At 64.1% G+C, this 21,546-nt stretch carries 18 protein-coding genes; 5 read left to right on the top strand and 13 right to left on the bottom strand.

Features of this window, described 5'->3' with window-relative positions:
* The first annotated feature begins 5 nt into the window (after positions 1-5).
* Entirely contained in the window at positions 6-866 is an 861-nt protein-coding gene (locus tag IDM28_RS18670; RefSeq protein ID WP_150573823.1) for an HlyD family secretion protein, read from the top strand.
* A 172-nt stretch (positions 867-1,038) separates the two neighbouring features.
* Here the strand turns inward: IDM28_RS18670 and IDM28_RS18665 are convergent, their stop codons facing one another.
* Positions 1,039-1,488: a universal stress protein gene (locus IDM28_RS18665; RefSeq protein WP_101322058.1), complete on the bottom strand. Its 450-nt coding sequence runs from the start codon at positions 1,486-1,488 to the stop codon at positions 1,039-1,041.
* Between the two features lie 153 nt (positions 1,489-1,641).
* Between IDM28_RS18665 and IDM28_RS18660 the strand changes: the two genes are divergently transcribed.
* From IDM28_RS18660 to IDM28_RS18645, 4 genes are all read left to right on the top strand, one after another.
* Entirely contained in the window at positions 1,642-2,550 is a 909-nt protein-coding gene (locus IDM28_RS18660; RefSeq protein ID WP_101322057.1) for a LysR family transcriptional regulator, read from the top strand.
* 121 nt (positions 2,551-2,671) lie between these two features.
* On the top strand, positions 2,672-4,192 hold the full coding sequence (locus tag IDM28_RS18655) for an MFS transporter (RefSeq protein ID WP_188036631.1): 1,521 nt from the start codon (positions 2,672-2,674) through the stop codon (positions 4,190-4,192).
* A gap of 27 nt (positions 4,193-4,219) precedes the next feature.
* Positions 4,220-5,281: an HlyD family secretion protein gene (locus IDM28_RS18650; protein ID WP_101322055.1), complete on the top strand. Its 1,062-nt coding sequence runs from the start codon at positions 4,220-4,222 to the stop codon at positions 5,279-5,281.
* Positions 5,278-6,744: an efflux transporter outer membrane subunit gene (locus IDM28_RS18645; RefSeq protein WP_188036630.1), complete on the top strand. Its 1,467-nt coding sequence runs from the start codon at positions 5,278-5,280 to the stop codon at positions 6,742-6,744. Before IDM28_RS18650 ends, IDM28_RS18645 begins: the two co-directional genes overlap by 4 nt.
* Here IDM28_RS18645 and IDM28_RS18640 read toward each other — a convergent pair.
* From IDM28_RS18640 to IDM28_RS18585, 12 genes are all read right to left on the bottom strand, one after another.
* The gene (locus IDM28_RS18640) at positions 6,730-7,554 is read right to left on the bottom strand and encodes an SDR family oxidoreductase (protein ID WP_103438516.1); all 825 of its coding nucleotides are present in this window, start codon (positions 7,552-7,554) and stop codon (positions 6,730-6,732) included. The two genes, IDM28_RS18645 and IDM28_RS18640, sit on opposite strands and share 15 nt — an antisense overlap.
* Before the next feature lie 59 nt (positions 7,555-7,613).
* On the bottom strand, positions 7,614-8,078 hold the full coding sequence (locus IDM28_RS18635) for a multidrug transporter (RefSeq protein WP_101322052.1): 465 nt from the start codon (positions 8,076-8,078) through the stop codon (positions 7,614-7,616).
* A gap of 234 nt (positions 8,079-8,312) precedes the next feature.
* Entirely contained in the window at positions 8,313-9,767 is a 1,455-nt protein-coding gene (locus IDM28_RS18630) for a mannose-1-phosphate guanylyltransferase/mannose-6-phosphate isomerase (protein WP_101322051.1), read from the bottom strand.
* 32 nt (positions 9,768-9,799) lie between these two features.
* Complete coding sequence (locus IDM28_RS18625; protein WP_101322050.1) at positions 9,800-10,447, bottom strand: alginate O-acetyltransferase AlgF; 648 nt, start codon at positions 10,445-10,447, stop codon at positions 9,800-9,802.
* Positions 10,448-10,464: 17 nt separating this feature from the next.
* Entirely contained in the window at positions 10,465-11,622 is a 1,158-nt protein-coding gene (locus tag IDM28_RS18620) for an alginate O-acetyltransferase (RefSeq protein WP_150570661.1), read from the bottom strand.
* A gap of 13 nt (positions 11,623-11,635) precedes the next feature.
* Positions 11,636-13,093: an MBOAT family O-acyltransferase gene (locus tag IDM28_RS18615; protein WP_101322048.1), complete on the bottom strand. Its 1,458-nt coding sequence runs from the start codon at positions 13,091-13,093 to the stop codon at positions 11,636-11,638.
* A gap of 180 nt (positions 13,094-13,273) precedes the next feature.
* Entirely contained in the window at positions 13,274-14,377 is a 1,104-nt protein-coding gene (locus IDM28_RS18610; RefSeq protein ID WP_150572151.1) for a mannuronate-specific alginate lyase, read from the bottom strand.
* 7 nt (positions 14,378-14,384) lie between these two features.
* On the bottom strand, positions 14,385-15,827 hold the full coding sequence (locus IDM28_RS18605) for an alginate O-acetyltransferase (protein WP_101323103.1): 1,443 nt from the start codon (positions 15,825-15,827) through the stop codon (positions 14,385-14,387).
* 12 nt (positions 15,828-15,839) lie between these two features.
* Positions 15,840-17,396 carry a mannuronan 5-epimerase AlgG gene (algG, locus tag IDM28_RS18600; RefSeq protein ID WP_188036629.1) on the bottom strand — a complete coding sequence of 519 codons (1,557 nt, stop codon included), beginning with the start codon at positions 17,394-17,396 and terminating at the stop codon, positions 15,840-15,842.
* A 19-nt stretch (positions 17,397-17,415) separates the two neighbouring features.
* On the bottom strand, positions 17,416-18,894 hold the full coding sequence (locus IDM28_RS18595) for an alginate export family protein (protein WP_101322045.1): 1,479 nt from the start codon (positions 18,892-18,894) through the stop codon (positions 17,416-17,418).
* Positions 18,891-20,309 (bottom strand): alginate biosynthesis TPR repeat lipoprotein AlgK, encoded by a 1,419-nt coding sequence (gene algK / locus IDM28_RS18590; protein WP_188036670.1) that lies wholly within the window; start codon positions 20,307-20,309, stop codon positions 18,891-18,893. Before algK ends, IDM28_RS18595 begins: the two co-directional genes overlap by 4 nt.
* A gap of 33 nt (positions 20,310-20,342) precedes the next feature.
* Positions 20,343-21,509 carry an alginate biosynthesis protein Alg44 gene (locus IDM28_RS18585; protein ID WP_101322044.1) on the bottom strand — a complete coding sequence of 389 codons (1,167 nt, stop codon included), beginning with the start codon at positions 21,507-21,509 and terminating at the stop codon, positions 20,343-20,345.
* Between the last annotated feature and the right edge of the window lie 37 nt (positions 21,510-21,546).

Raw genomic sequence — 21,546 nt, 5'->3', positions numbered from 1 at the left:
CCTCGATGAAAAAGTTCTTCAGCCTGATCGCCACCCTGCTGGTGCTGGTCGCAGCCGTGGCCATCGGCCGCCAGCTGTGGCTGCACTACATGACTACCCCGTGGACCCGCGACGGCCGCGTGCGCGCCGACATCATCAATGTCGCCGCCGATGTGCCGGGCTACGTCACCGATGTGCCGGTGCGCGATAACCAGCGGGTCAAGAAGGGCGATGTGCTGATCCAGATCGACGCCGAGCATTACCAGGTTGCGCTCGACCAGGCCAAGGCGCTGGTGGCTTCACGCAAGGCCACCTGGGAGATGCGCAAGGTCAACGCCAAGCGCCGGGCCGACCTCGACAACCTGGTTATTTCCAAGGAAAACCGTGACGACGCCAGCAACATCGCCAACTCGGCCCAGGCCGATTACCAGCAGGCCCTTGCGCAGCTGGCCGCCGCCGAGCTGGACCTGAAACGCACGCGCATCCTTGCCACCGTCGACGGCTACGTGACCAACCTCAACGTCCACCGCGGCGACTATGCGCGCATCGGTGAGCCGGTGATGGCGGTGGTCGACGAGCACTCGTTCTGGGTCTACGGCTTTTTTGAAGAGACCAAGCTGCCGCACGTGCGTGTCGGCGATCAGGCCGAGTTGCAGATGATGAGTGGCGAACGCCTCAGCGGCCATGTCGAGAGCATCGCCCGCGGCATCTACGACCGCGACAACCCACAAAGCCGTGAGCTGATCGCCGATGTCAACCCGACCTTCAACTGGGTACGTCTGGCCCAGCGCGTGCCGGTGCGGATTCATATCGATGCCGTGCCGGAGGGGTTTCTGCTGGCTGCGGGGACGACTTGTACGGTGGTGGTGAGGCCAGGTGGAAAGTAGCGAACGCCATAGTGTCCATTACTGCTGGGGCCGCTTCGCGGCCCTTTCGCGACACAAGGCCGCTCCTACAGGTGACCGCGCACGATCAACTTACGCGGTCCCCGTAGGAGCGGCCTTGTGTCGCGAAAGGGGTGCGCAGCGCCCCCGGCGTACTCGAACCAGACGCAAGCTTCTAATCCGTCACCCCCACCAGCACCGGTATTTCGACCCGATCCAGCACCTTGGCGCTGATCGATGGATCCAGCAGCCGACCCAGCCGTGACAGGTGGCGGTGGCCCATGACGATCAGTTCGCAGTCCAGCGCTTGGGCTTGAGCGACGATGGCGTCTACCGGTTGGTCGGCGCGCAGGCTGCCGTCGGTTGCAAAGCCGGCAGCGCGCAAGGTCTGTACCGCGGCGGCGATGGCGGCCTCTGCGTGTTGCTGCTCTTCGCAGGCAGCGGGGTATTCCTCGCGCTCAGCCTGGGTGAAGGGCGCGGGTTGCTCGTGCACGGCGAAGGTCGAGTCGATCGCCAGCAGCACATGCAACTGGTGCAGATCGGGGCGGCAGAAGCGTTGCGCCAGGGCCAGCAGGTTGCTGGTGGCAGGGGATGCGTCGATGGCGATCAGTACAGAGCGGAGCATAGGGGGTCCTCGCGAGGCGATGTGGCCGGCAGGCCATTCTGAGCTGAGCGCCAGCTGTGGATAAATGGCCCCGCACGCACGGCGTCGTTGCGTCTGGCGCAATCGTGCGAGCTGTTAACATGCACATTCCCACAACAGTCACGGAAACCGGCCATGCAACTCCCGGACATGAACCTGCTGGTTGCCCTCGATGCCTTGCTTGATGAGGGCAGTGTGGTCGGTGCTGCGCAGCGGATGAACCTGAGCCCGGCGGCGATGAGCCGGACCCTGGGGCGAATTCGCGATGCGCTCGGTGACCCGATTCTGGTCCGCGCCGGTCGTGGCCTGGTGCCGACGCCACGGGCGCTCGCCCTGCGCGAGCAGGTCAGCGTGCTGGTGGAGCAGGCCGGGCAGGTCTTTCGCAGTGCCGATACGGTCGATCTGGCCAACCTCGACCGCGCCTTCAACATCCGCACCAATGACCTGTTCATTGCCCTGTACGGCGCGCAGTTGCTGCGCATGATGCATGAGCAGGCACCGCGCACGGTGCTGCGCTTCATCCCGGAAAGCCCAGGCGGGGACGACGACAGTGTGCTGCGTGACGGGCGCACCGACCTGATCATCAGCTCGACTGTCGATCTGGGCCCGGAGATCAAGATCCAGAGCCTGTTTCAGACCTTCTATATCGGCCTGGCGCGGCAGGACCATCCGATCTTCGCCGAGCCGGTGACCGCGCAGAGCTTTGCCAGTTATCCACAGATCAGCGTATCGCGCCGGGGGCGCGCCAACGGGCCGATCGATGTCGAACTGGCCCACTGCAAGGTGCAGCGGCGGGTGGCGCTGATCACCCCGAGCTTCCACTCGGCGTTGTTTTCTCTGCCCGATTCGGACCTGATCCTGCCGATGCCGGCGAATATTCTCAGCAGTGTCAGCAAGCTCGGCCTGCCGCTGCGCTCGTTCGAGATCCCGCTGGCGCTGGAGCGGGTCAATGTCATGCAGGCCTGGCACCCGCGCTTTGATAGCGACCCAGCGCACCGTTGGCTGCGCCAGACCTTGAAGGCCTGTTGCGGGCTTGAACCTTGAACTCGAGACACAAGCGGATTGCGTCTGACGCACTTTAAAGCTGGCGATAAGTCAGTTTTCGTAAGCATTCGATCTTTTTAAAATGCCTCCAGTGCAATTTGTTGCTGGAGATTTCCCTGATATGACCTCGCTTTCCGCCACCCCTGCGGCTACCGCCCCCGCTCAGGCCGCATTTGGCCTGCGCGTGGTGGTCGGGCTGTTCGGTGTGCTGCTGGCTGTGCTCTGCGCCGGGTTGAACGAGGCGGTCACCAAGATTTCCTTGAACGACATTCGCGGCGCGATGGGCATCGGTGCCGACGAGGGCGCCTGGTTGCTGGCGGTGTATGCGGCTGCGTCGGTGTCGGCGATGGCCTTTTCGCCGTGGCTGGCGACGACCTTTTCCCTGCGTCGCTTCACCCTTTGCGCAATAGCCGTGTTTGCCGTGCTGGGCCTGCTGCAACCCTACGCGCCGAACCTGCACAGCCTGATGCTGCTGCGGATCGTTCAGGGCCTGGCCGCAGGCGCCTTGCCGCCGATGCTGATGAGCGTGGCGCTGCGCTTTCTGCCACCGGGAATCAAAGTCTATGGCCTGGCCTGCTATGCCCTGACCGCCACCTTCGGACCCAATCTCGGCACGCCTCTGGCGGGCCTCTGGACCGAATACGTCGGCTGGCAATGGGCGTTCTGGCAGATCATCCTGCCGTCGCTGCTGGCCATGGCCTGTGTGGCCTGGGGCCTGCCGCAGGACCCGCTGCGGCTGGAGCGCTTCAAGCAGTTCAACTGGCGCGGCGTGCTGCTGGGCTTGCCTGCACTGAGCTGCATCGTCCTCGGGTTGTCGCTGGGCGACCGCTGGGGCTGGCTGGACTCGCCGCTGATCTGTTGGCTGCTTGGCGGCGGCCTGCTGCTGTTGCTGCTGTTCATGTACAACGAGTGGTCCGAGCCGGTGCCGTTCTTTCAGTTGCGCATGCTCTCGCGGCGTAACCTGAGTTTTGCCCTGTTGACCCTCGCCGGGGTGCTGATTGTGTTGTCCGGGCTGGGCTCGATCCCTTCGGCGTACCTGGCGCAGATTCAGGGCTACCGGCCGGCGCAGTCCAGCCCGCTGATGCTGCTGGTGGCGATGCCGCAACTGATCGCGCTGCCGTTGACGGCCGCGCTATGCAACATCCGCGCGGTGGATTGCCGCTGGGTGCTGGCGCTGGGCCTGGGCATGCTGGCGCTGTCTTGTGTGGGCAGCAGCCAGTTGACCTCGCAGTGGATTCGCAATGATTTCTACGGCTTTTACCTGTTGCAGGTGTTCGGCCAACCGATGGCCGTGCTGCCGTTGCTGATGCTGTCCACCAACGGCATGTCGCCGCAGGAAGGGCCGTTCGCTTCGGCCTGGTTCAACACCGTCAAAGGCCTTGCCGCAGTGATCGCTGCGGGCCTGCTGGAAGCCGTCGGCACGCTGCGCCGGCACTTTCATTCCAATCACCTGGTGGACAGCCTGGGCAATGCACCGCTGCTTGATGTCCGCACAGCCGGGCTGGCTCAGCGCGTGCACCAGCAGGCGCTGGTGCTGACCTCGGCCGACCTCTACCTGCTGCTGGCCTGCGTCGCCGTGGTCCTGATTTGCCTGATTCCTTTTGCGCCCACCCGGGTTTACCCACCCCGCGCGGTGGCCTGAACCCGACTGAATTCGAGAACACTGAACATGAGCAACAATCGCAAGACTATCGTCATCGGCTCGGTGCTGGCCGTGGCTGTCCTGGCTGCACTGGTTGGGCCGTGGCTGCTGGGCAGTGATCACCGGCAGCAGACCAACGATGCCTATGTCAGCGCGGACTACACCGTGGTGGCGCCCAAGGTTGCCGGGTTTATCCAGGAGGTGCTGGTCGAAGACAACCAGCAGGTCCAGGCTGGTCAGCTGCTGGCCACCATCGATGCCCGCGACTATGAGGCGGCGTTGGCCGCCGCGCAGGCACAGGTGCTGGTGGCCCAGGCGCAGAGCGCCGATGCGCGCGCCACCCTCGAACGCCAGGCTGCGCTGATCGCCCAGGCCGAGGCCGCGTTCAAGGCGGCTCAGGCGCAGGCGGCGTTTGCCGAACAGGAGGTCAAACGCTACGGCCGCCTGGCCGAGCAGGGCGCGGGCACCGTGCAGAACGCGCAACAAGCGCGCAGCCGGGTCGATCAGGCGCGGGCGCAGCAAGCCAACAGCCAGGCCGCATTGGTAGCGACGCGCAAGCAGGTGGATATTCTCACGGCTCAGGTCGCCAGCGCCGATGGCCAGCTCAAGCGCGCTGAAGCCGGTGTCGACAAGGCCCAGTTGGACCTGTCGCACACCCGCATTACTGCGCCGGTAGCGGGCATGGTTGGCGAGCGCGCCCTGCGGGTTGGCGCCTATGTCACCCCCGGCGCCCGGCTACTGTCGGTGGTGCCGCTGGAGCAGGCCTACGTGGTCGGTAACTTCCAGGAAACCCAGCTGACCCATGTGCAACCGGGGCAGCCGGTCAGCATCAGCGTCGATACCTATTCCGACGTGACCCTCAAAGGCCATGTGCAGAGCATCGCCCCTGCCACCGGCGTGACCTTTGCCGCAGTCAAACCCGACAACGCCACCGGCAACTTCACCAAAGTAGTGCAGCGGATACCGGTGAAGATCGTTTTCGATGATGGCCAGCCGTTGCTGTCGCGCCTGCGCGTGGGCATGTCGGTGGTGGTCACTATCGACACACAAGGCGATTCGCTCGACAGCCAGCAGGTGAGCACGCGATGAGTGCACTTGTCCGCTTCAGCCCGTTGCTGCTCGCTGTCGCATTGGCCGGTTGCAGCCTGGGCCCTGATTTTCAGCGCCCGGCCAGCCAGGCTCCACAGCAATGGGCGCCGGTGCAAGGTGAGGCCGCCGCCAGCCAGCCCTTGGCCGAACCGCTGCAAGTGCGTTGGTGGGAGAGTTTTCACGATGCCAGGCTGAGCGCGCTGATCCAGCGCGTCGCCGCCAACAACCTCGATCTGCAGATTGCCAGTTCGCGCCTGCTGCAAAGCCGCGCGCTGCGCAGCACGATTGCAGCTGACGAGACGCCTTCGTTAGGTCTGGATGCCGGCTACAGTCGCGCGCGCAACAGTGCCGAGGGTCTGAATGACCCGTCCGGCAATGCCGGCAAATCGGCCTACAACCTTTGGCAGGGCGATCTGGTTGCGGGCTGGGAGCTGGATCTGTGGGGCCGGGTGCGCCGTCAGGTGGAAGCTGCCGATGCGAGCGTGGCAGTTGCCGAGGAGGACCGCCGCAGCGTGTTGCTGGCGCTGCTCGCAGAGACCGCCGGCGATTACATCCAGTTGCGTGCCGTGCAGCAAACGCTGGAGGTGACCGCAAACAATCTCAAGGTCGCCCGGCACAGCCTGCAACTGTCCCGCGACCGTCAGGCCGAGGGCGTCGCGACGCGCCTGGATGTCGCCCAGGCCAGCGCTCAGGTTGCCTCGATCGAAGCGCGTTTACCTACCTTGCAAGCGAGGCGTGACGACCTGATCAATGCCCTCAGCCTGCTCGCCGCCGAACCGCCGCGCAGTTTGCAGGCCGAGCTGCTGGCGCCGGGCGAACTGCCGGTGCCGCAGCAGCGCTTTGCAGTTGGCTTGCCGTCGGAGTTGGCCGAGCGCCGCCCGGATATTCGCCAGGCCGAAGCGCGCCTGCATGCGGCAACTGCCAGCATCGGCGTGGCCAAGGCGGACTTCTATCCGCGTATTCGGCTGTCGGGCAACGTCGGTATGCAGGCCCTGCAATTGGCGGACTTTGGCGGCTGGGACTCACGACGGTTTGCTTTTGGCCCGCAACTGTCGCTGCCGATCTTTGAAGGTGGCCGGCTCAAGGGCACGCTGCAGTTGCGTGAAGCGCAGCAGCAGGAGGCCGCGCTGAACTACCGCAAGGTGGTGCTCGGCGCCTGGCATGAAATCGACGATGTGCTGCGCCTGTACAACGCCAGCCAGCTGCGCCGCGATCACCTGGCCGAGGCCGTGCGCGAAAACCGCATCGCCCTGGACACCGCTCAGCAGCAGTACGTGGAAGGCGCGGTGGACTTTCTCAACGTGCTCACGGTGCAGACGGCGCTGCTGGCCAGCGAAGAGCAGTGGATCGACAGCTCGGCGGCCGTCTCGCAGGCGATGGTCGGCTTGTACAAGGCGCTCGGTGGCGGCTGGCAAGCGTTCGCCGAGGCGCCGCCGAAGGCTTGGCTGTCAGAGCGGTCGTAACAGGCCAAAGCGCTTGCGCAGGATGCTGTCGAGCAAACGTCGCGGCAGCAGCCACGCCAACAGTGGCAGCGCCCGGCTGCCGTTGCCCAGCCGCACCAGGGCCGGCACCGGTGACTTGCCCGCTGCCGCCAGCACGCCTTGGGCGAACTCGGCGGTTGGCGTTGGCTTGTCCTGCGAGGCGCGCGCTCGCGCGCGGATGTGCTCGCGCAGCGGCCACCACGGTGAATCCGCCGCTATCAGGTGTTCAGCCTGCTGCTGGGCGTTGCTGGCAAATTGCGAAGCGATGGCGCCGGGCTGGACTTCCATCACGCGAATGCCAAACGGCGCCAGCTCCAGGCGCAGCGCGGTGTTCAGCGCGTGCACAGCGGCCTTGGACGCGCAATAAGTACCGGCGAATGGCGTCACCAGCACGCCAGAGACGCTACCGATGTTAATGACCAGGCCGCGATTACGCCGTAGCAGCGGGAACAGCGTGCGAGTGACCCCAACCAGCGCGAACACGTTGGTTTCGAATTGCTCGCGCAACCCATCGACACCGCCATCGAGCACAGGGCCCATGGCGCCGTAGCCGGCATTGTTGATGAGGATATCGAGGCCGCCATGGCTGGCTTGCAGCTCATCTGTGAGGCGTGTCAGCTCGGCGCTGTCATTGACGTCCAACTGTCGCGCGGTAAAGCCCGCTGCAGCCAGTTGGGCAACGGCTTCGGGCTTGCGCGCGGTGGCCCAGACCTCATGACCGGCATCACGAAAGGCATCGGCAAGGGCGCGGCCGATGCCGCTGGAGCAACCGGTGATCAGGACTGTGGGCATGGCGGGGCCTGTGGGCTGTGCAAGGTGCTCGATCATACCCCAGACAAATCAGCCTGCGGCTAGTTGGCAAACGAGCCCTGCAGGCGTTCGGCACGAAACTCCAGGGTTTGCGCGCGGTAGCCGGAGCGCAACGGCGGCAGTGGCAGGCAGTCGTTCCACTCGGCGCCTGGCTGCAAGTCGCCGGGGCCGCGATAGCGCGGCGTGCTGTAGGTATTTTCGGCGAGGTTGACCGTGTCGCCGGGGGCGTAGGCGCCGACCTGCCAGCGCAGTTCGGTGAGCGGCACGCTGTTGGCGTTTTTCATGCTCACGCGCAGGCTGCGGTCGGCTGGGCACAGTTCAGGGGCATATTGCAGGCGCAGGTCGAGGCGGGCCAGCTGGTTGGATTCGCGGGTGTCCTGCCAGGCAACCCAGAGGGCGATCAAACCGAGGCCGAGTACAGCGGCCAGGGAAATCGGCAGGGCCTTGGCCGGGTAGCGAATGAGCAGGACCAGCCAGGTCAGGATGAGCAGGGCGCCGATGATCATGGGAAGGGCAAGCCTTGGGTGTGCGGGTTTTGCACATCCTAGCTGAAATAGTGGTGGGGGTGAAAAACGGTGCGACATGGACGACGCGGTCGCGTGTAGGAGCGGCCTTGTGTCGCGAAAGGGCTGCGTAGCGGCCCCGCATTTTCAGCTTCGCCGCTGACATTGCCGGGCCAGCTACGCTGGCCTTTCGCGACACAAGGCCGCTCCTACACGGACCGTGTATGGCTGGAAGGATTACTGGGCGATGGTTTTCACCGAAACGCCGCGCTCGATCGGCGTGGCGCTACGGCCGTAGACGTCTTCGAAGCGTTCGATGTCGTCTTCACCCAGGTAGCTGCCGGACTGCACTTCGATGATTTCCAGCGGGATCTTGCCCGGGTTGCGCAAGCGGTGCACCGAGGCGATCGGGATGTAGGTCGATTGGTTTTCGGTGAGCAGGAACACGTTCTCGTCACAGGTCACTTCAGCCGTGCCCGACACTACGATCCAATGCTCGGCGCGGTGGTGGTGCATCTGCAGCGACAGGCTGGCGCCGGGCTTGACGGTGATGTGCTTGACCTGGAAGCGGCCGCCCATGTCCACCGAGTCGTACGAGCCCCATGGGCGATACACCTCAAGATGGTTCTGGGTCTCGCTGCGGCCTTGCTTGTCGAGGGTGTTGACCATCTGCTTGACGCCCTGGACCTTGTCCTTGTGGGCAATCATCATGGCGTCCTTGGTCTCGACCACGACGATGTTCTCAAGACCGATCACCGAGACCAGCTTGCCGTTGCCGTGGATCATGCAGTTGTGGCTGTCCTGCACTACCACGTCGCCTTTGGTGACGTTGCCGTTGGCGTCTTTCTCGTGCACATCCCACAGCGACGACCAGCAGCCGACGTCGCTCCAGCCTGCGGTCAGTGGCACCACGCAGGCGCGCTGGGTCTTTTCCATCACGGCGTAGTCGATCGAGTTGTCCGGGCAGCAGGCGAAGGTGGCTTCGTCAATACTCAGGTAGTCGCCGTCTTCTTCGCTGCGCTCGAGTGCCAGCAGGCAGGTGTCGTAGATATCCGGATCGTGTTTTTTCAGCTCTTCGAGGAAGCGGCTGGCGCGGAACAGGAACATGCCGCTGTTCCAGAAGTAGCCGCCGCTGCGGACGAACTCGGTGGCGCGTTTTTCGTCAGGCTTTTCGACAAACTGCGCAACCCGGGCGACGCCTTCCGGCAGCAGGGCATCCTGGCTGGAACGGATGTAGCCGTAGCCGGTTTCCGGTTTGGTCGCCGGCACGCCGAACAGCACCATCTCGCCACGCTCGGCCGCCACGGTGGCCAGGGCCAGGGCACGTTGCAGGGCCTTCTGGTCATCGATCACATGGTCAGCCGGCAGTACCAGCATCAGCTCGTCGCTGCCTTCATTGACCAGCTTCATCGCGGTGATGGCCACGGCCGGCGCGGTGTTGCGGCCAAACGGCTCCATCAGGATCGCCTGGGTCTGCAGGTTCAGTGCAGTCAGCTGCTCGTTGACGATGAACTTGTGGTCCTTGTTGCAGACCACGATCGGCGCTTGCATGCCGTCGAACACCAGGCGCTCGAGGGTTTGCTGGAACAGCGTGTGCTCACCGGTCAGGGCGAGGAACTGCTTGGGGAACTGTTTACGCGACAAAGGCCACAGACGCGAACCGCTACCACCAGAAAGGATTACCGGAATCATGATGTTTCTCCAAAGGTTGATAGAGGCAGAAATCAGTTGGTCGAGACAGGACGGGTTACCCACACCGGGGCCAGGCTGCTGCCGGAGCCGGTGACGTACAGCACGGCGGCTTCACCGCGTTCCAGCGCGACAGGTTTGATGTCGCTGACTTTCTTGTCGCCTTGGTACAGGGCCAGGTTGACCTTGACCGGATTGATCTCGCGCTCGCCGCGCGCATGGGCCGCTACCGGCTTGACCACTTCGGTCTTGCCGTCGGCGGTTTTCAGGGTCAGCGCCTGGTCGGTGAGGTTCTGCACCCGCACCAAAGCCTTTTGCTTGTTCTTGAACGGTGGCTCTTCGATCAGTTGCGGGCTGCCGCTGGCGTTGTTGACCAGGGTGTAATACTTGTCCGAGGCGAGCTTCACCGGCACCGACTTGCCACCGACCTGGGCGCTGTAGTCGCCGCCCGGGAGGAAGCTGAAGTCACTGCTGGACTGCGCGCCGACCTGCTTGATCTGGGTGTTGCCGACACTGGCGGCAGCCGGTGCGCTGCTGGCGTTGTACAGGCGCACGAAGCTTGAGCCTTTCGGTGCGCTTGGGCCGTACAGTGCGGCGTCGGCGCCGGCGAAGGCTTGCAGCGAGGCCAGCGACAGGCCCGCAGCGAGGGTGAAGACTTTGGCAAAAGATGGCTTGTTGGACATGTGCGTGTTCCTCTCTTTCAGTGTTCCGTCCGATTGGACGACAGGGCCAGGTTTTCTTCGGATTTACGGGTGTTCTTCAATTGCGCGATCCACTGCGGGTCGAACCCGCTGAGGTCGTTTTTCATCGGCAGGTAGCGTTCCGGGAATTCCCACACCACCACTTGCGGCGGGGCATCCTTGAAGGCGTCGCTTTGCAGGTACTTGAGCATCGGCAGCAACGGCCCATGGCCGTCTTCGGCGTAGTTGGCGACATCGCTGTGCAGCGCCTGCTGCAGCGCGCCGAGGAAATTCCAGTGCGGGTTGGCGCTGTAGCTGGTGCCAACCAGCGCCACCGGGATCTGGCTGTCGGCGAACAGCGCGTCACCGCTGTCGGCGTTGCCGGCCGCTGGGCGGGTAGTGCGTTTTTGCAGGTTGTCCGGCGCTGGCAGCAACTCGCTGAACAGCGGGTCGAGCGGCAGGAAGTTGGTCAGGTCGCCTTTGTACGGCGCACTGCTGCCAGCGTCGGTGACGTAGGCCTGGGGTTCGGCTTGCAGCAGTTTTTGCCGGGACACGGCTTCGGCCACGGTCTGTGCGGCGACTTCGGCGCCCAGCGGGGTCCAGTGCGTGTCGGTGCGCAGGAATACCTGGCCGCGGGCTTTGGCTTGCTCCATTGGCGCCTGCAGGTCAGGGGCAAACACGTTGGCCTGGCGTGCCTGGGCATGGAACTGGTTGTACAGGTCACCATGCAGGCTGGCCGGCTGCTCTTCGCCGAGGTACTCGGAGTAGATCCGCGCCTTGGCCGGGATGATCGCCAGCACCAGCTGCACGCCCTGGCGTTGCAGGGTGTCGCGCACGCCGCGGATCAGCGCCAGGTTGTCCTGCATCAGCTGGTCGGCACCGGCGGTGGGTTTGAACTCTTCGTCGCTGAACAGCCATTGCTCGCGGCCCAGCACCACGCCGGGGCGGCCTTCGTTGAACAGCTTGTAGTCCAGTGCGGCCCACAGGTTGGTGCTCAGGCGCTTGATCGGGAACTGCTCGTCGTAATGGGTCTCGGCGGCCTTGGCCAGCTTGCCGTTGAGCACCGTCATCTGCTCGGTGCGCTGAAAGCTCGAAGCGCCGCTCAGCGACCACACGCCAAGGCCGGTGAGCAGGCCAAGGAAGGTCAGCGAGTAGGTGATGCGAAGTGTCCGGGTCATGGTCGTCCGTGCCTCAGAACTGGAAATAGAGGAATGGCGAATAGCTTTGCGCCGAGAGTTTCAGCACCGAGGCAACGAACAACAGCAGCACCAGCACGCGGGCCATGACCCGGCTCCAGTCCAGGCCGATCGAGCCGTCGCTGTTGATCTGTACCGGGGTTGCCTTGGGCGTTGGCTTGGCATTGCGGTAGAAGTCGCGCAGGCCGAAGAACGCCAGGGTTGCGTAGGCGATGAACATGGTTGCCACCTGCAGGCCGGTGAGGTTGGCGCGGTTGAGTTCCGACAGCTGCCATTCGCCGAAGCTGAACATGGCGGCGTACATGCGCCCGGCCACGTCGAGGTTTTCCGAGCGGAACATCACCCAGCCGGTCACCACCAGCAGGAAGGTGAACGCCCACTTGATCGGGTTGAAGCGCTGCGGGTTGGTGTCCAGGCCCAGCGCACGTTCGATCGCGAGCCAGATGCCGTGCCAGGCGCCCCAGAGGATGTAGGTGATGTTGGCGCCGTGCCACAGGCCGCCGAGCAACATGGTCAGGAACAGGTTGCGGTAGGTGTTGAAGGTGCCTTTGCGGTTGCCGCCCAGGGTGATGTACAGGTAGTCGCGCAGCCAGGTCGACAGGCTGATGTGCCAGCGCCGCCAGAACTCGGTGATCGACTGGCTGATGTACGGCTGCTTGAAGTTCTCCATGAAGCGAAAGCCCATCATCAAACCGAGGCCGATGGCCATGTCGCTGTAGCCGGAGAAGTCGAAGTACAGCTGCGCGGTGTAGGCCAGGGCGCCGAGCCAGGCGTCACCGGTGGTAGGGTTTTCCAGGGCGAAGCAATGGTCGGCAACCACCGCCAGGGTGTCGGCGATGAACACCTTCTTGATGAAGCCCTGCATGAAGCGGGTGCAGCCTTCGGAGAACTTGTCGAGGGTGTGAGTGCGGTTGTTGAACTGGTCGACCAGGTCCTTGAAGCGCAGTACGGGGCCCGCGATCAAGTGCGGGAAGATCGCCACGAACGCTGCAAAGTCGATCAGGTTTCGAGTCGCCGGGGTATCACCGCGGTACACGTCGATGATGTAGCTGATCGACTCGAAGATGTAGAACGAGATGCCGATCGGCAGCAGCACGTGGGTGATGATGAACGGCTCGAAACCGAACGAGGTGATGATTGCGTTGAGGCTGTCGACGCCGAAGTTGGCGTACTTGAAGTAGCCGAGAATGGCCAGGTCGACACCTACGCCGAGCAGCAGCCAGCGCTGTGCGGGTTTGGTGCGCACGCCTGCGGCGCCGACTTTGAGGCCGATCCAGTAGTTCCACAGGGTCACGCCGGCGAACAGGGCGAGGAAGTCGACCCGCCACCAGGCGTAGAAGATGTAGCTGGCGACCAGCAGCAGCAGGTTGCGATAGCGTTGCCCGCTCAAGTAGTACAAGCCGAGGAAGATCGGCAGGAACAGGAACAGGAACACATTTGACGAGAAGACCATCCTCGTTCTCCTGATGGATGTACGTAGCTGGGGCAGCAGCCCCCCAAACCCCCCAGCCTGGACCGGGGAGCAACTTAATACCCTGTGGGAGCGGGCTTGCCCGCGAACAAAGGCGTAGCCTTTGCCTGGCATCACGCGGTGCCTCATTCGCGGGCAAGCCCGCTCCCATAGGGATGAGTGTTACTTGTTGCTAGCTGCGCTCGGGTCATACACCCGGGTCATGTTGCCGCCCAGGCGGAAACTGTCGAACGGCTGCATGCCATGCTTGCGCGACAGCGTGTCGCCAACGCATTGGTACAGCGCACACCACGGCTCGAGCCAGGCGTACTTGCTGTCGACCTTGAGGTCTTTCATGTCCTGTTTGACGCCGGTACGGGCAACGAACTGACGCGGATCACGGGCACCGGCCAGCACCCCTTCGCCGAGGCGCTGCAGGGCAAAGTTGTTCTCGCTGCGCAAGTCGACCCCGTTGACCTTGGCGAAGCTGGCGATCATCGCCAGCGGCGGCAGAGCGTAGTTGTGGTAGGCCAGCGCGCGCTGGCGGCGCTTGAGCTCGTTAGGCAAGAAGCCCTGCTCGTCGATCTGGTTGGCGCCGACGCGGTATTCCTTCACGGCCCAGTCGAACAGGTCGCGGCGGTCGGTGGCGACGGCAGTAGCCATCACCGACCAGGCGGCCCAGTAGCTGTGGTTGTTGATCTTCTCCAGCGGCAGGTCGCTCCAGTCCTTGATGGTCTGTTCGGCCAGGCGGGCGAACCATTTTTCAATGGCTTCGGCTTCGGCCTTGTGCGCCGCCAGCGGCTGCGAATTGGAAAACTTCAAGCGCAGCCAGGAGCCGCTCATGCTGCCCAGTGCCCATTTGCGCATGGACTTGCCGGTGTGGTTGTAATCGGTCGAGAGCAAGGCGTCGGCCTGCGCCCACTGGCTCAGCCAGCCAAGCGCGCAATCGAGCTGCGCCGGGCGGCCGTCGCGCATGTACTGGCCGACCATCTTGCTGACGCCACGCTCGAGGGTGGTGATGTCTTTGGTCGAGTCGCGGAAGGCTTTTTCCGAGCGCAGGTTGAGCGTCGAGCGGGCCTTGTCCGAGCCTTCGTACTTGCTGCGAAACTGCAAGGCGCCGGTGTAAGGCTTGGGCGTCTGTTCACAGCGGAACTTGCCGTCGGTGGTTTTCATCTGCTCGATGCCGGCGTAGTAACCCTGTGGGGGTACCAGCTCGGCCTGCGCAGCGCCGGCAAACAGGGCCAGGGCGAGCAGGGCAGGGGCGAAGGTCGTGCGTGGCTTGATCATGTGCGCCTCACTGGCCAGCCTGCGCTGTGTGCGCAGGGCTGGCGAAGTTGTTGCGTTTGCAGAGCTTGGCTTCGACTTTCTGGGTGCCTTGTTCCGGGCCTTGCAGCTCCAGCGCGAGCAGGTTCTGGCTGGCCCAGTCTTCGTCTTCACGCAGTTGGAAGACAAAGCGCCCGTCGGTGTCGGAGGTCTCTGGTTTTTCGATCTTGATGTCCTCGTGGCGCCCGTTCAGATACCACAGGGTCGCTTGCAGGACCTTGACCGAAGTGTCTTCGAACTTGATGTCCATCTGCAGGTTGCGGTTGACCAGGTCCTTGATCACGCCGCCCTTGCCGTTGACCATGACTTCGTTGGTGCCGGGCTTGAGCGTGGTGCTGGCGCTCATCTGTGCTGGGCGGTCATCGCAGCCGTTGTCGAGCAGGCCGAGGATCTGCCGCCAGATGGTTTCCTGGTCGAGGCGATACAGCGGCGAGAATTCCCAGATGAGGATCTTCGGCGGGTGGGTCTTGAACTCTTCGCTGCCCAGGTACTGGATCATCGCACCTTCCAGGCCACCGCCCGGGAAGGCGACGTTGAGCACGTCGGCGCCGATGTATTGCTGCAGGAAGCCCGAGAAGTTGTAGTTCTTGCCGCTGTGGCTGGTGCCGACCAGGGTGATCTCGGCATTGCCGCTGTCGCCGAACAGGTCGTCGTCGCCGGCGGCGCCTTTCGGCTCGGTGGCGAACTGGTCCATGTACTGCACCGCGTAGCTGCTGCCGCAGAGCTGGCCGGCGACGTTGTGCAGGGTGCCGGTCTTGCCCATGCGCCCAGACTTGTGGGTTTCGAATTCCTTGCGCGGGATGTCGGCGAAGGCCGGCATCTGCTGCACGCTCTTGGCGATGATCTTCGCCGCTCGTTCAGCGCCATACGGCGTCCAGTGCTGGTCGCCGCGGAAGTAGAAGTCCTTGCCCTGATCGGCTGCCGCCAGCTGCTCGTTGGTCAGTGGCGACAGGTCCGGCACGGTGTAGCCCATCTTGGCAAAGCGCTTGAGCATGGCCTGGTAGTTGCCCAGCGCCTTCTGGTAATCGAACGCGGCCTTGTCGGCCGGATTGAGCATGTTGCGGTTAACCAGGCCACGGGTTGGCTGATAGACCATCACCAGCTCGATGCCGCGTTTCTTGAAGGCGTCGTGCACCTGCTGCAGGCGCTGGTAGCCGGCAGCGCTGGTGCTGAACTCGGTGCGCAGGTCTTCGCGAGTACGGAACAACCAGTCGCCCTGCGCCTGCACCAGGGTGGTGAAGTTCTGCTGGTAGCGGGTGGTGTAGCGGCTGGCGTCGTGCGCTTCCGGGCACAGCTGGCAGCATGGCTCGGCGGTGAAGCTCGGCGCCTGGACCTGTTCGGCGCGCACGCCCTGGCTGATCGCCAGCAGGGCGGCAGTCAGGCCGAGCAGTTTCATCAAAGGTGCAGTGGTCATGGTCAGCATTCCTTAATCGATCATTTCGGTCTGGCGTTCAACCGGGTCGATCAGCACAGCCTTCTGCTGGCGCACCAGCAGGTCGAGGATTTCGTCCTGGCGCTCGCCGAGCACGCCATTGAGGCTGATGCCGCTGGCTTTGCGCGGGGCGAGCATGGCCACCTTGTACAGCTCGACCGACAGCGGCGAGTCGATCGACAAGGGGCCGGAGCCATTGGCGGTCAACTCGCCGCCGACCACGATCAGCGAGACCTTGGTGTCGAACGGGTCGAGGGCGATGTCGCGGTCGGTGTCGGACAGGTCCTTGATGTGCCCGTAAACACCGACCAGGCCGTTGGCCATGGCGATGTTTTCGTACAGGCGAATGTTGACGCTGTTGCGCACGCGGATGCCGTGGCGACGGTTGTTGATGACCTTGTTGCCCCAGATCAGGTTGTCGCCGCTTTCGTACACGGTGATGCCGTCGGTGTGGTTGCGGTAGATCTCGTTGTAGGCAATCAGGTTGTTGACGCTGTTACGGTCGATCACCACCCCGGAGAGCTTGTTGTCGTAGCTCTTGTTGTTGAAGATCCAGCTGTCGTTGACCTCACGCGAAACGATGATGCCGTGCTTTTTCTTGGTGCCATGCACGGTGTTGCCGGCGATGATCAGGCGGTGCGAACGGTCGTGCGGGTCGATGCCGTAGACGATGTTGTCGCGGTAGGTGCTGTCCTTGACCACGAAGTCGCTGGTCTCGTAGCAGTAGAAGCCGTACCACATGTCACTGAATTCGGAACCGATGATCCAGCCGGTCGGTTCGGCGCGGCCCATCTTTTTCGCCATGTTCGGCGTGTACTGCGAGATGCTCACGCCGTACGACTTGGACTGCGAGTAGCCAAAGCTGGCCATCTTGCTGTTGACGATGTAGGTCTCGGTGCCGCCCCACGACAGCAGGAACGGGCGGAACTCCTTGGGAGAGCGGAAGCTGGCCGGGCCGTCGTCCTTCTCGCGCCAGCCGGTGACCTGGGTGTCGCTGACGAACAGCTTGCCGTCGTTGACCAGAAACGCGCCGCGCTCCTGCGACAGACGCAGCTCTTTGACCTTGCCGTTGATTTCCAGCACGCCCTTCTGCCCGACCACGATCGGCAAGCGTGCCAGATACACGCCCGGCGACACTTCACTCAGGTACTGCTTGGGCACTTGCTTGCTCAGCTCGGTCAGGTCGACATGGCCGTCGTCGACAAAGATCGCCTGGGGGATACCCTGCTGGCGCTGGACCCACTCGGCGGCCTTGTTGTCGCCGCCGATGAATTCCTTGAGCGATTCTTCCTGAAGCATGCGGCGCACGCTGACCTTGCCCTTGCGGCTGCGATCGATCTTGGCTTGCACCGCTTGCGCGGTGTAGCCAGTCAGATCAGGCAGCTTGGGCGGCTCCATGTGCAGCGGCTCGACTGGCGCGCTGGTCACGGTGTAGGTCTTGGCCTGCTGCAGGCCCTTGGCCGTGCCTGGCTCGGCGGCCTGAGCCACGCCTGCGGCCAGCAGCAGGGCGCTGGCGAGCAGGCTGTAGCGAAGCTTGGGTTGCAGGTTCATATCCAGTCCTCGGCGCACGTCAGAAACGCCAGATCACGTCGACAAAGGCGCGGTGCATGTACGAGTCGGCCTCTTTGCCGTAGGCATCGCCAGGCTTGAACACGCCAGCACGCAGGCGTACCAGCGCCGACGGTTCGTCGATCGACTGGCTCAGCGATGCTGGCAGCAGGCCTTGCTTGAAGTACTTGGTGACGACCACGTCCATCTCCTGGCCCAGGTCCTTCTCGCCGTTGACCAGTGGGCGGTTGACGCCTTCGTCATCGACCACCGCATTGATGCCGCTGGAGCCGATGTTCTGCTGGCCGTTGACGCGCCAGAACTTGTGGTAGATCAAGCTGGCGTCGTAGTCGTCGCGCAGCTGCCAGGAGGCGAACAGGGTGGCTGCCTGCAGGTTGCCCAGCTCACCGCGGAAGGCTTCGCCGAAGCGGTGCACCCGTGAGCGGGTGCCGGTGAAGCTGGAGCGATTGCTCTCAAGGCCGGTCTGCTCGTAGTTGTTCGAACCCTTGCTGCCGCCGCCACCGCTGCCACGAGCATAGGCCGCGCCGACTTGCCACTGCGGGTCGAGGCGCAGGCGGATACCGAGATCGGTGGCCCAGGCATTGACGTCGCCGCTCTGCTTGCCGGTGGCGACTTGCTCGTTGCCGACCAGCTCGCTGTTGAGCTTGTCGCGGTCACCGGTCAGCCAGGTCAGGCTGCCCCAGTAGTTGACGGTGTGCTGGTTGCGCCAGTTGTAGGCATCGCTGTTGGCTTCCAGGCCCAGCCAGGTCAGGTCGCCGGTGCGGCGCTTGTCCAGGCCGTCGAGGCTCTCACCGGTGTTTTTCAGGCTGCCGCTGTCATGGGTGTGGTGCGCGCGCAGGCCAACCCAGTGCCCGGGGGTCCACTGCGTGGCAACGTCGCCGTAGAAATGGGTGCGGTCCTTGTCTTCCGGAGCCAGCTCGGTGAGGTCGGTGCGGTATTCGCTGAAGCGCTGGGCCATGCCCAGGTTGGCCCGCAGCAGGGTGGTGTCGAAGGTCCAGTTGAGCGCTTCGATGTTGCTGTCACGCCACATGCCGTCGTCGTTACGCAGGCGCTGGCGGCCGAGCCGCAGTTGCTCGCCGGGGTAGGCGGTGAAGCCGCTGTAGCCGACCCAGAACTCGCGCATGGCCAGGTAGCTTTTGTCGGCTTTGCGGCCGTCGGCAGCGGTGTCGACGGTGCTGCCATCGTCGGACTGGCGCAGGGTGTCGGTCTCGATGGTGTCGGTGGCCGCGACCGCCTGGCCCATGGCAAAGGCGCTCCAGTTGCCACGCTCGCCGTAGACCCAAGGGCGCAGGTCCAGACCCAGGCCTTGCACATCACCGCCGGAGCGGGTGCCGAGGTCGCGGTCGTCTTCCGACTGGCCGGTGATTTTCACGTCGAGGCCGAAGTTCTTCTCGGCGGTGATATCGGCCAAGGTCGGGCACGACCAGAGCAGGGCGAAGCTCAGGCCGATCCCGGCCTTCACGAAGGGGTTGAGCGTCATAGGGAGGAATCCTCGGCGTCTTCATCGTCTTGCAGGGCTTCAATGGCCATCATGCTGTTGCCGGCTTTGGCCATGCTGCCGCGCGCCTGCTGCTCTTGCGCAAGCAGGCGCTGGGCCTGGCTGCGCTGCTCAGGCGTCAGTTGCTGATCGAGTTGCTGCAGCAGTTCGGTCGACTGCTGCGACGGGTTGGCCTGCGCCAGGCTGGCGAATACCCAGGCATTGCCAGGGTTCTGGCGGATGCCGTGGCCTTCGCTGTACAGCTGAGCCAGCGCATAGTCGGCGCTGAGCTGACCGCCGCGGGCGGCGTTGAGCAGGTGATCGACCGCCTTTTGCGGCTCGACCTGGCCGAGGTAGCCACGGCGGTACAACTGGCCGAGGTAGTAATGGGCGCTGATTTCGCCGGCAGCGGCGGCGGCTTGCAGATGAGTTTCGGCTTTGGCCGCATCGGCTGGCAGGGTCTTGCCTTCGTAGTACAGGCGGCCCAGCAGCAGCTCGGCACGCGGCTGTTCGGCGGCGCGGCCTTTGTCGATGTAAGCCAGCAACTGGTCGGTGTCGCCCAGCTCGGGGAAGTCATACAGCAACTGCGCCAGGCTGACCCAGGAGGCCGGGTTGGCCGGGGCAACCTGCTCGAGCAGGTCCTTGGCGGTTTTCTCGTCGGTCTGGCCCAGGCTGCGATCAGCCAGTACCCGCGCCACGCTGTCGACCCGGCTGGCCGGTACGCTACCGCGGGCATAGGCCGACTTGAGCTGCTCAAGCAGGGCAGTGCGTTGCTCGGCCTGGTTGCGTTTCTGGTAGACGGTGGCCAGCTCGACATAGCAGATGTCGGTGCTGTTCAGGGCGGTTTTGCAGATGCGCTCGACATCATCCAGGTGCTGATCGTAGCTGCCCTGGGTGCGGTAGAGGAGGATCTGCGCCAGGCCCGCTTCCGGGTTGCCGGCAGCGCGCCATTGTTCGATCTGTTGCTGCGCGTTGACCTTGGGGAAGCTCTGCGGGTATTGCAGATACAGCATCGCCAGCGGGATCAGGGTGTTGCTTTCGCCCTGGGCGGCGGCGCGCTTGAGCAGGCTTTCGGCCTCTTCGCGCTCGGCCTGGGTGCTGTCCGGTTTGGCTACCAGCAGGCGGCCAAGGCGGGCCTGGGCCCGCGACGAGGTGCTGGCGGCGGCGCGGTAGGTGGCTTCGGCCTGCTGCAGCTGCGCAGGGTCGCGCGTGGCCACCTGAATATCGGCCAGGCCGACCTGCGCATCGCTGTAGCCGAGATCAGCCAAGGCCTTGTAGTTGCGCTCGGCAGTGGCGGTGTCGCCACGCTTGAGCGCTTCGTTGGCCAGGCGCTGATCGGGCAGGCCGGCGCAGCCACTCAGGGCAATGGCGATCGCCAGTGAGCACCAGGTGGCTGGGCGCGCGCCGGGCGACGCCATGGGTAGGTTGAACAGGCTCATGGTCAGATCCTCTTACAGCCCACGGGCCGCAGCTTTGCTGATCAGCCAATCCAGCGAAGGGCCGCGATCGCTGTTGACCGCTGCCGGGCGACCGGCCAGTTCGGCGGGCAAGGCACCGTCGGGTTTGATCTGCACGCGGATGTCGGAGGCCAGGTCTTCGCTGTTGAGGCTTGCGCTGCTGACGATCTGGCCAGTGCGCACTTCGTCTTCACCGGCGATCTGGAAGTTAACCTTGGTGCCCGGCTTGACCTCGTCGAACTGGCGGTAGCTGAAGCGCGCCTCGATCATCGGGTTGGTGGTGCGCGGTACCAGGTGGAAGATCGGCTGGCCCTTGCTGGCGTACTGGTCGTCATCCACCAGTTGCTCGGCGACGACGCAATCACACGGGCTGGTCAGGGTGCCGGCGAGTTGCTTGCCGAACAGTTCCTCGACCTTGGCCGGCTCCAGCTGCGAGTCGTCCAGGTGGCCTTTGAGCATGTCCAGCATGCTGGTGCTGAAGCTTGCCAGTGGCGCGCCCTTGACCACTTGCCCGCCGCTTTCGACCAGGCTCTTGACGGTGCCGTCGCGGGGCATGGTCACGGTGGTGGTCGGCACGGCGACCACACCGGCTTCGGCGTGGCTGACGAAGTACATGCCATACAGCGACTTGGCGACAAAACCAAAGGCGGCGATACCGACCACGAACACGCCCAGGGTCACGGTCACGGCACGCAGGCGGCCAAACGCGCTCAGACCCGAGCCGCCGTCCTTCTGCTTGCGCGCCTTGGTGAAGTTGTCGCGTTGCAGGGTACTGAGCACGTCACCGGCAGTGATCAACTCGCCCGACAGGTGCGAGGTGATTATGTGGCGCAGGGTGGCGATGTCGCGTGGCTCGAGGTTCTGGAACTCCGCACCGGTACGGCCGGTGGCGGCGTCGCTGGTGCGCACCAAAAACTCGATGTCCATCGACAGGCCGAGGTTGTCGACCACGAACTGCAGGCGACCGCGGATCACTTCGCCGATCGGCAGTGCGCGCTTGGCCTGGAAGGACAGGCCGCCAGCAGACAGGTCATCGACCTTGGCCTCTTGCGGCTCACGGTTGCCGTCCACAAAACGCAGCTTGGCGGGGATACGCACCCGGGCGTGTTGGCGCTGGGCTTCGGACTCATGCACGACATTGACGTTGACGGCGTTATTCATGGCGATTTCAAGTTCCTGTTAGTTCTGATCCGGAGGG

It is taken from the genome of Pseudomonas sp. EZ-C24 (assembly GCF_014525325.1).
GTDB classification, from domain to species: Bacteria; Pseudomonadota; Gammaproteobacteria; order Pseudomonadales; family Pseudomonadaceae; genus Aquipseudomonas; species Aquipseudomonas shirazensis.
Note: the sequence above shows the minus strand (reverse complement) of the source record. Positions and strands in the feature narration are given on the sequence as shown.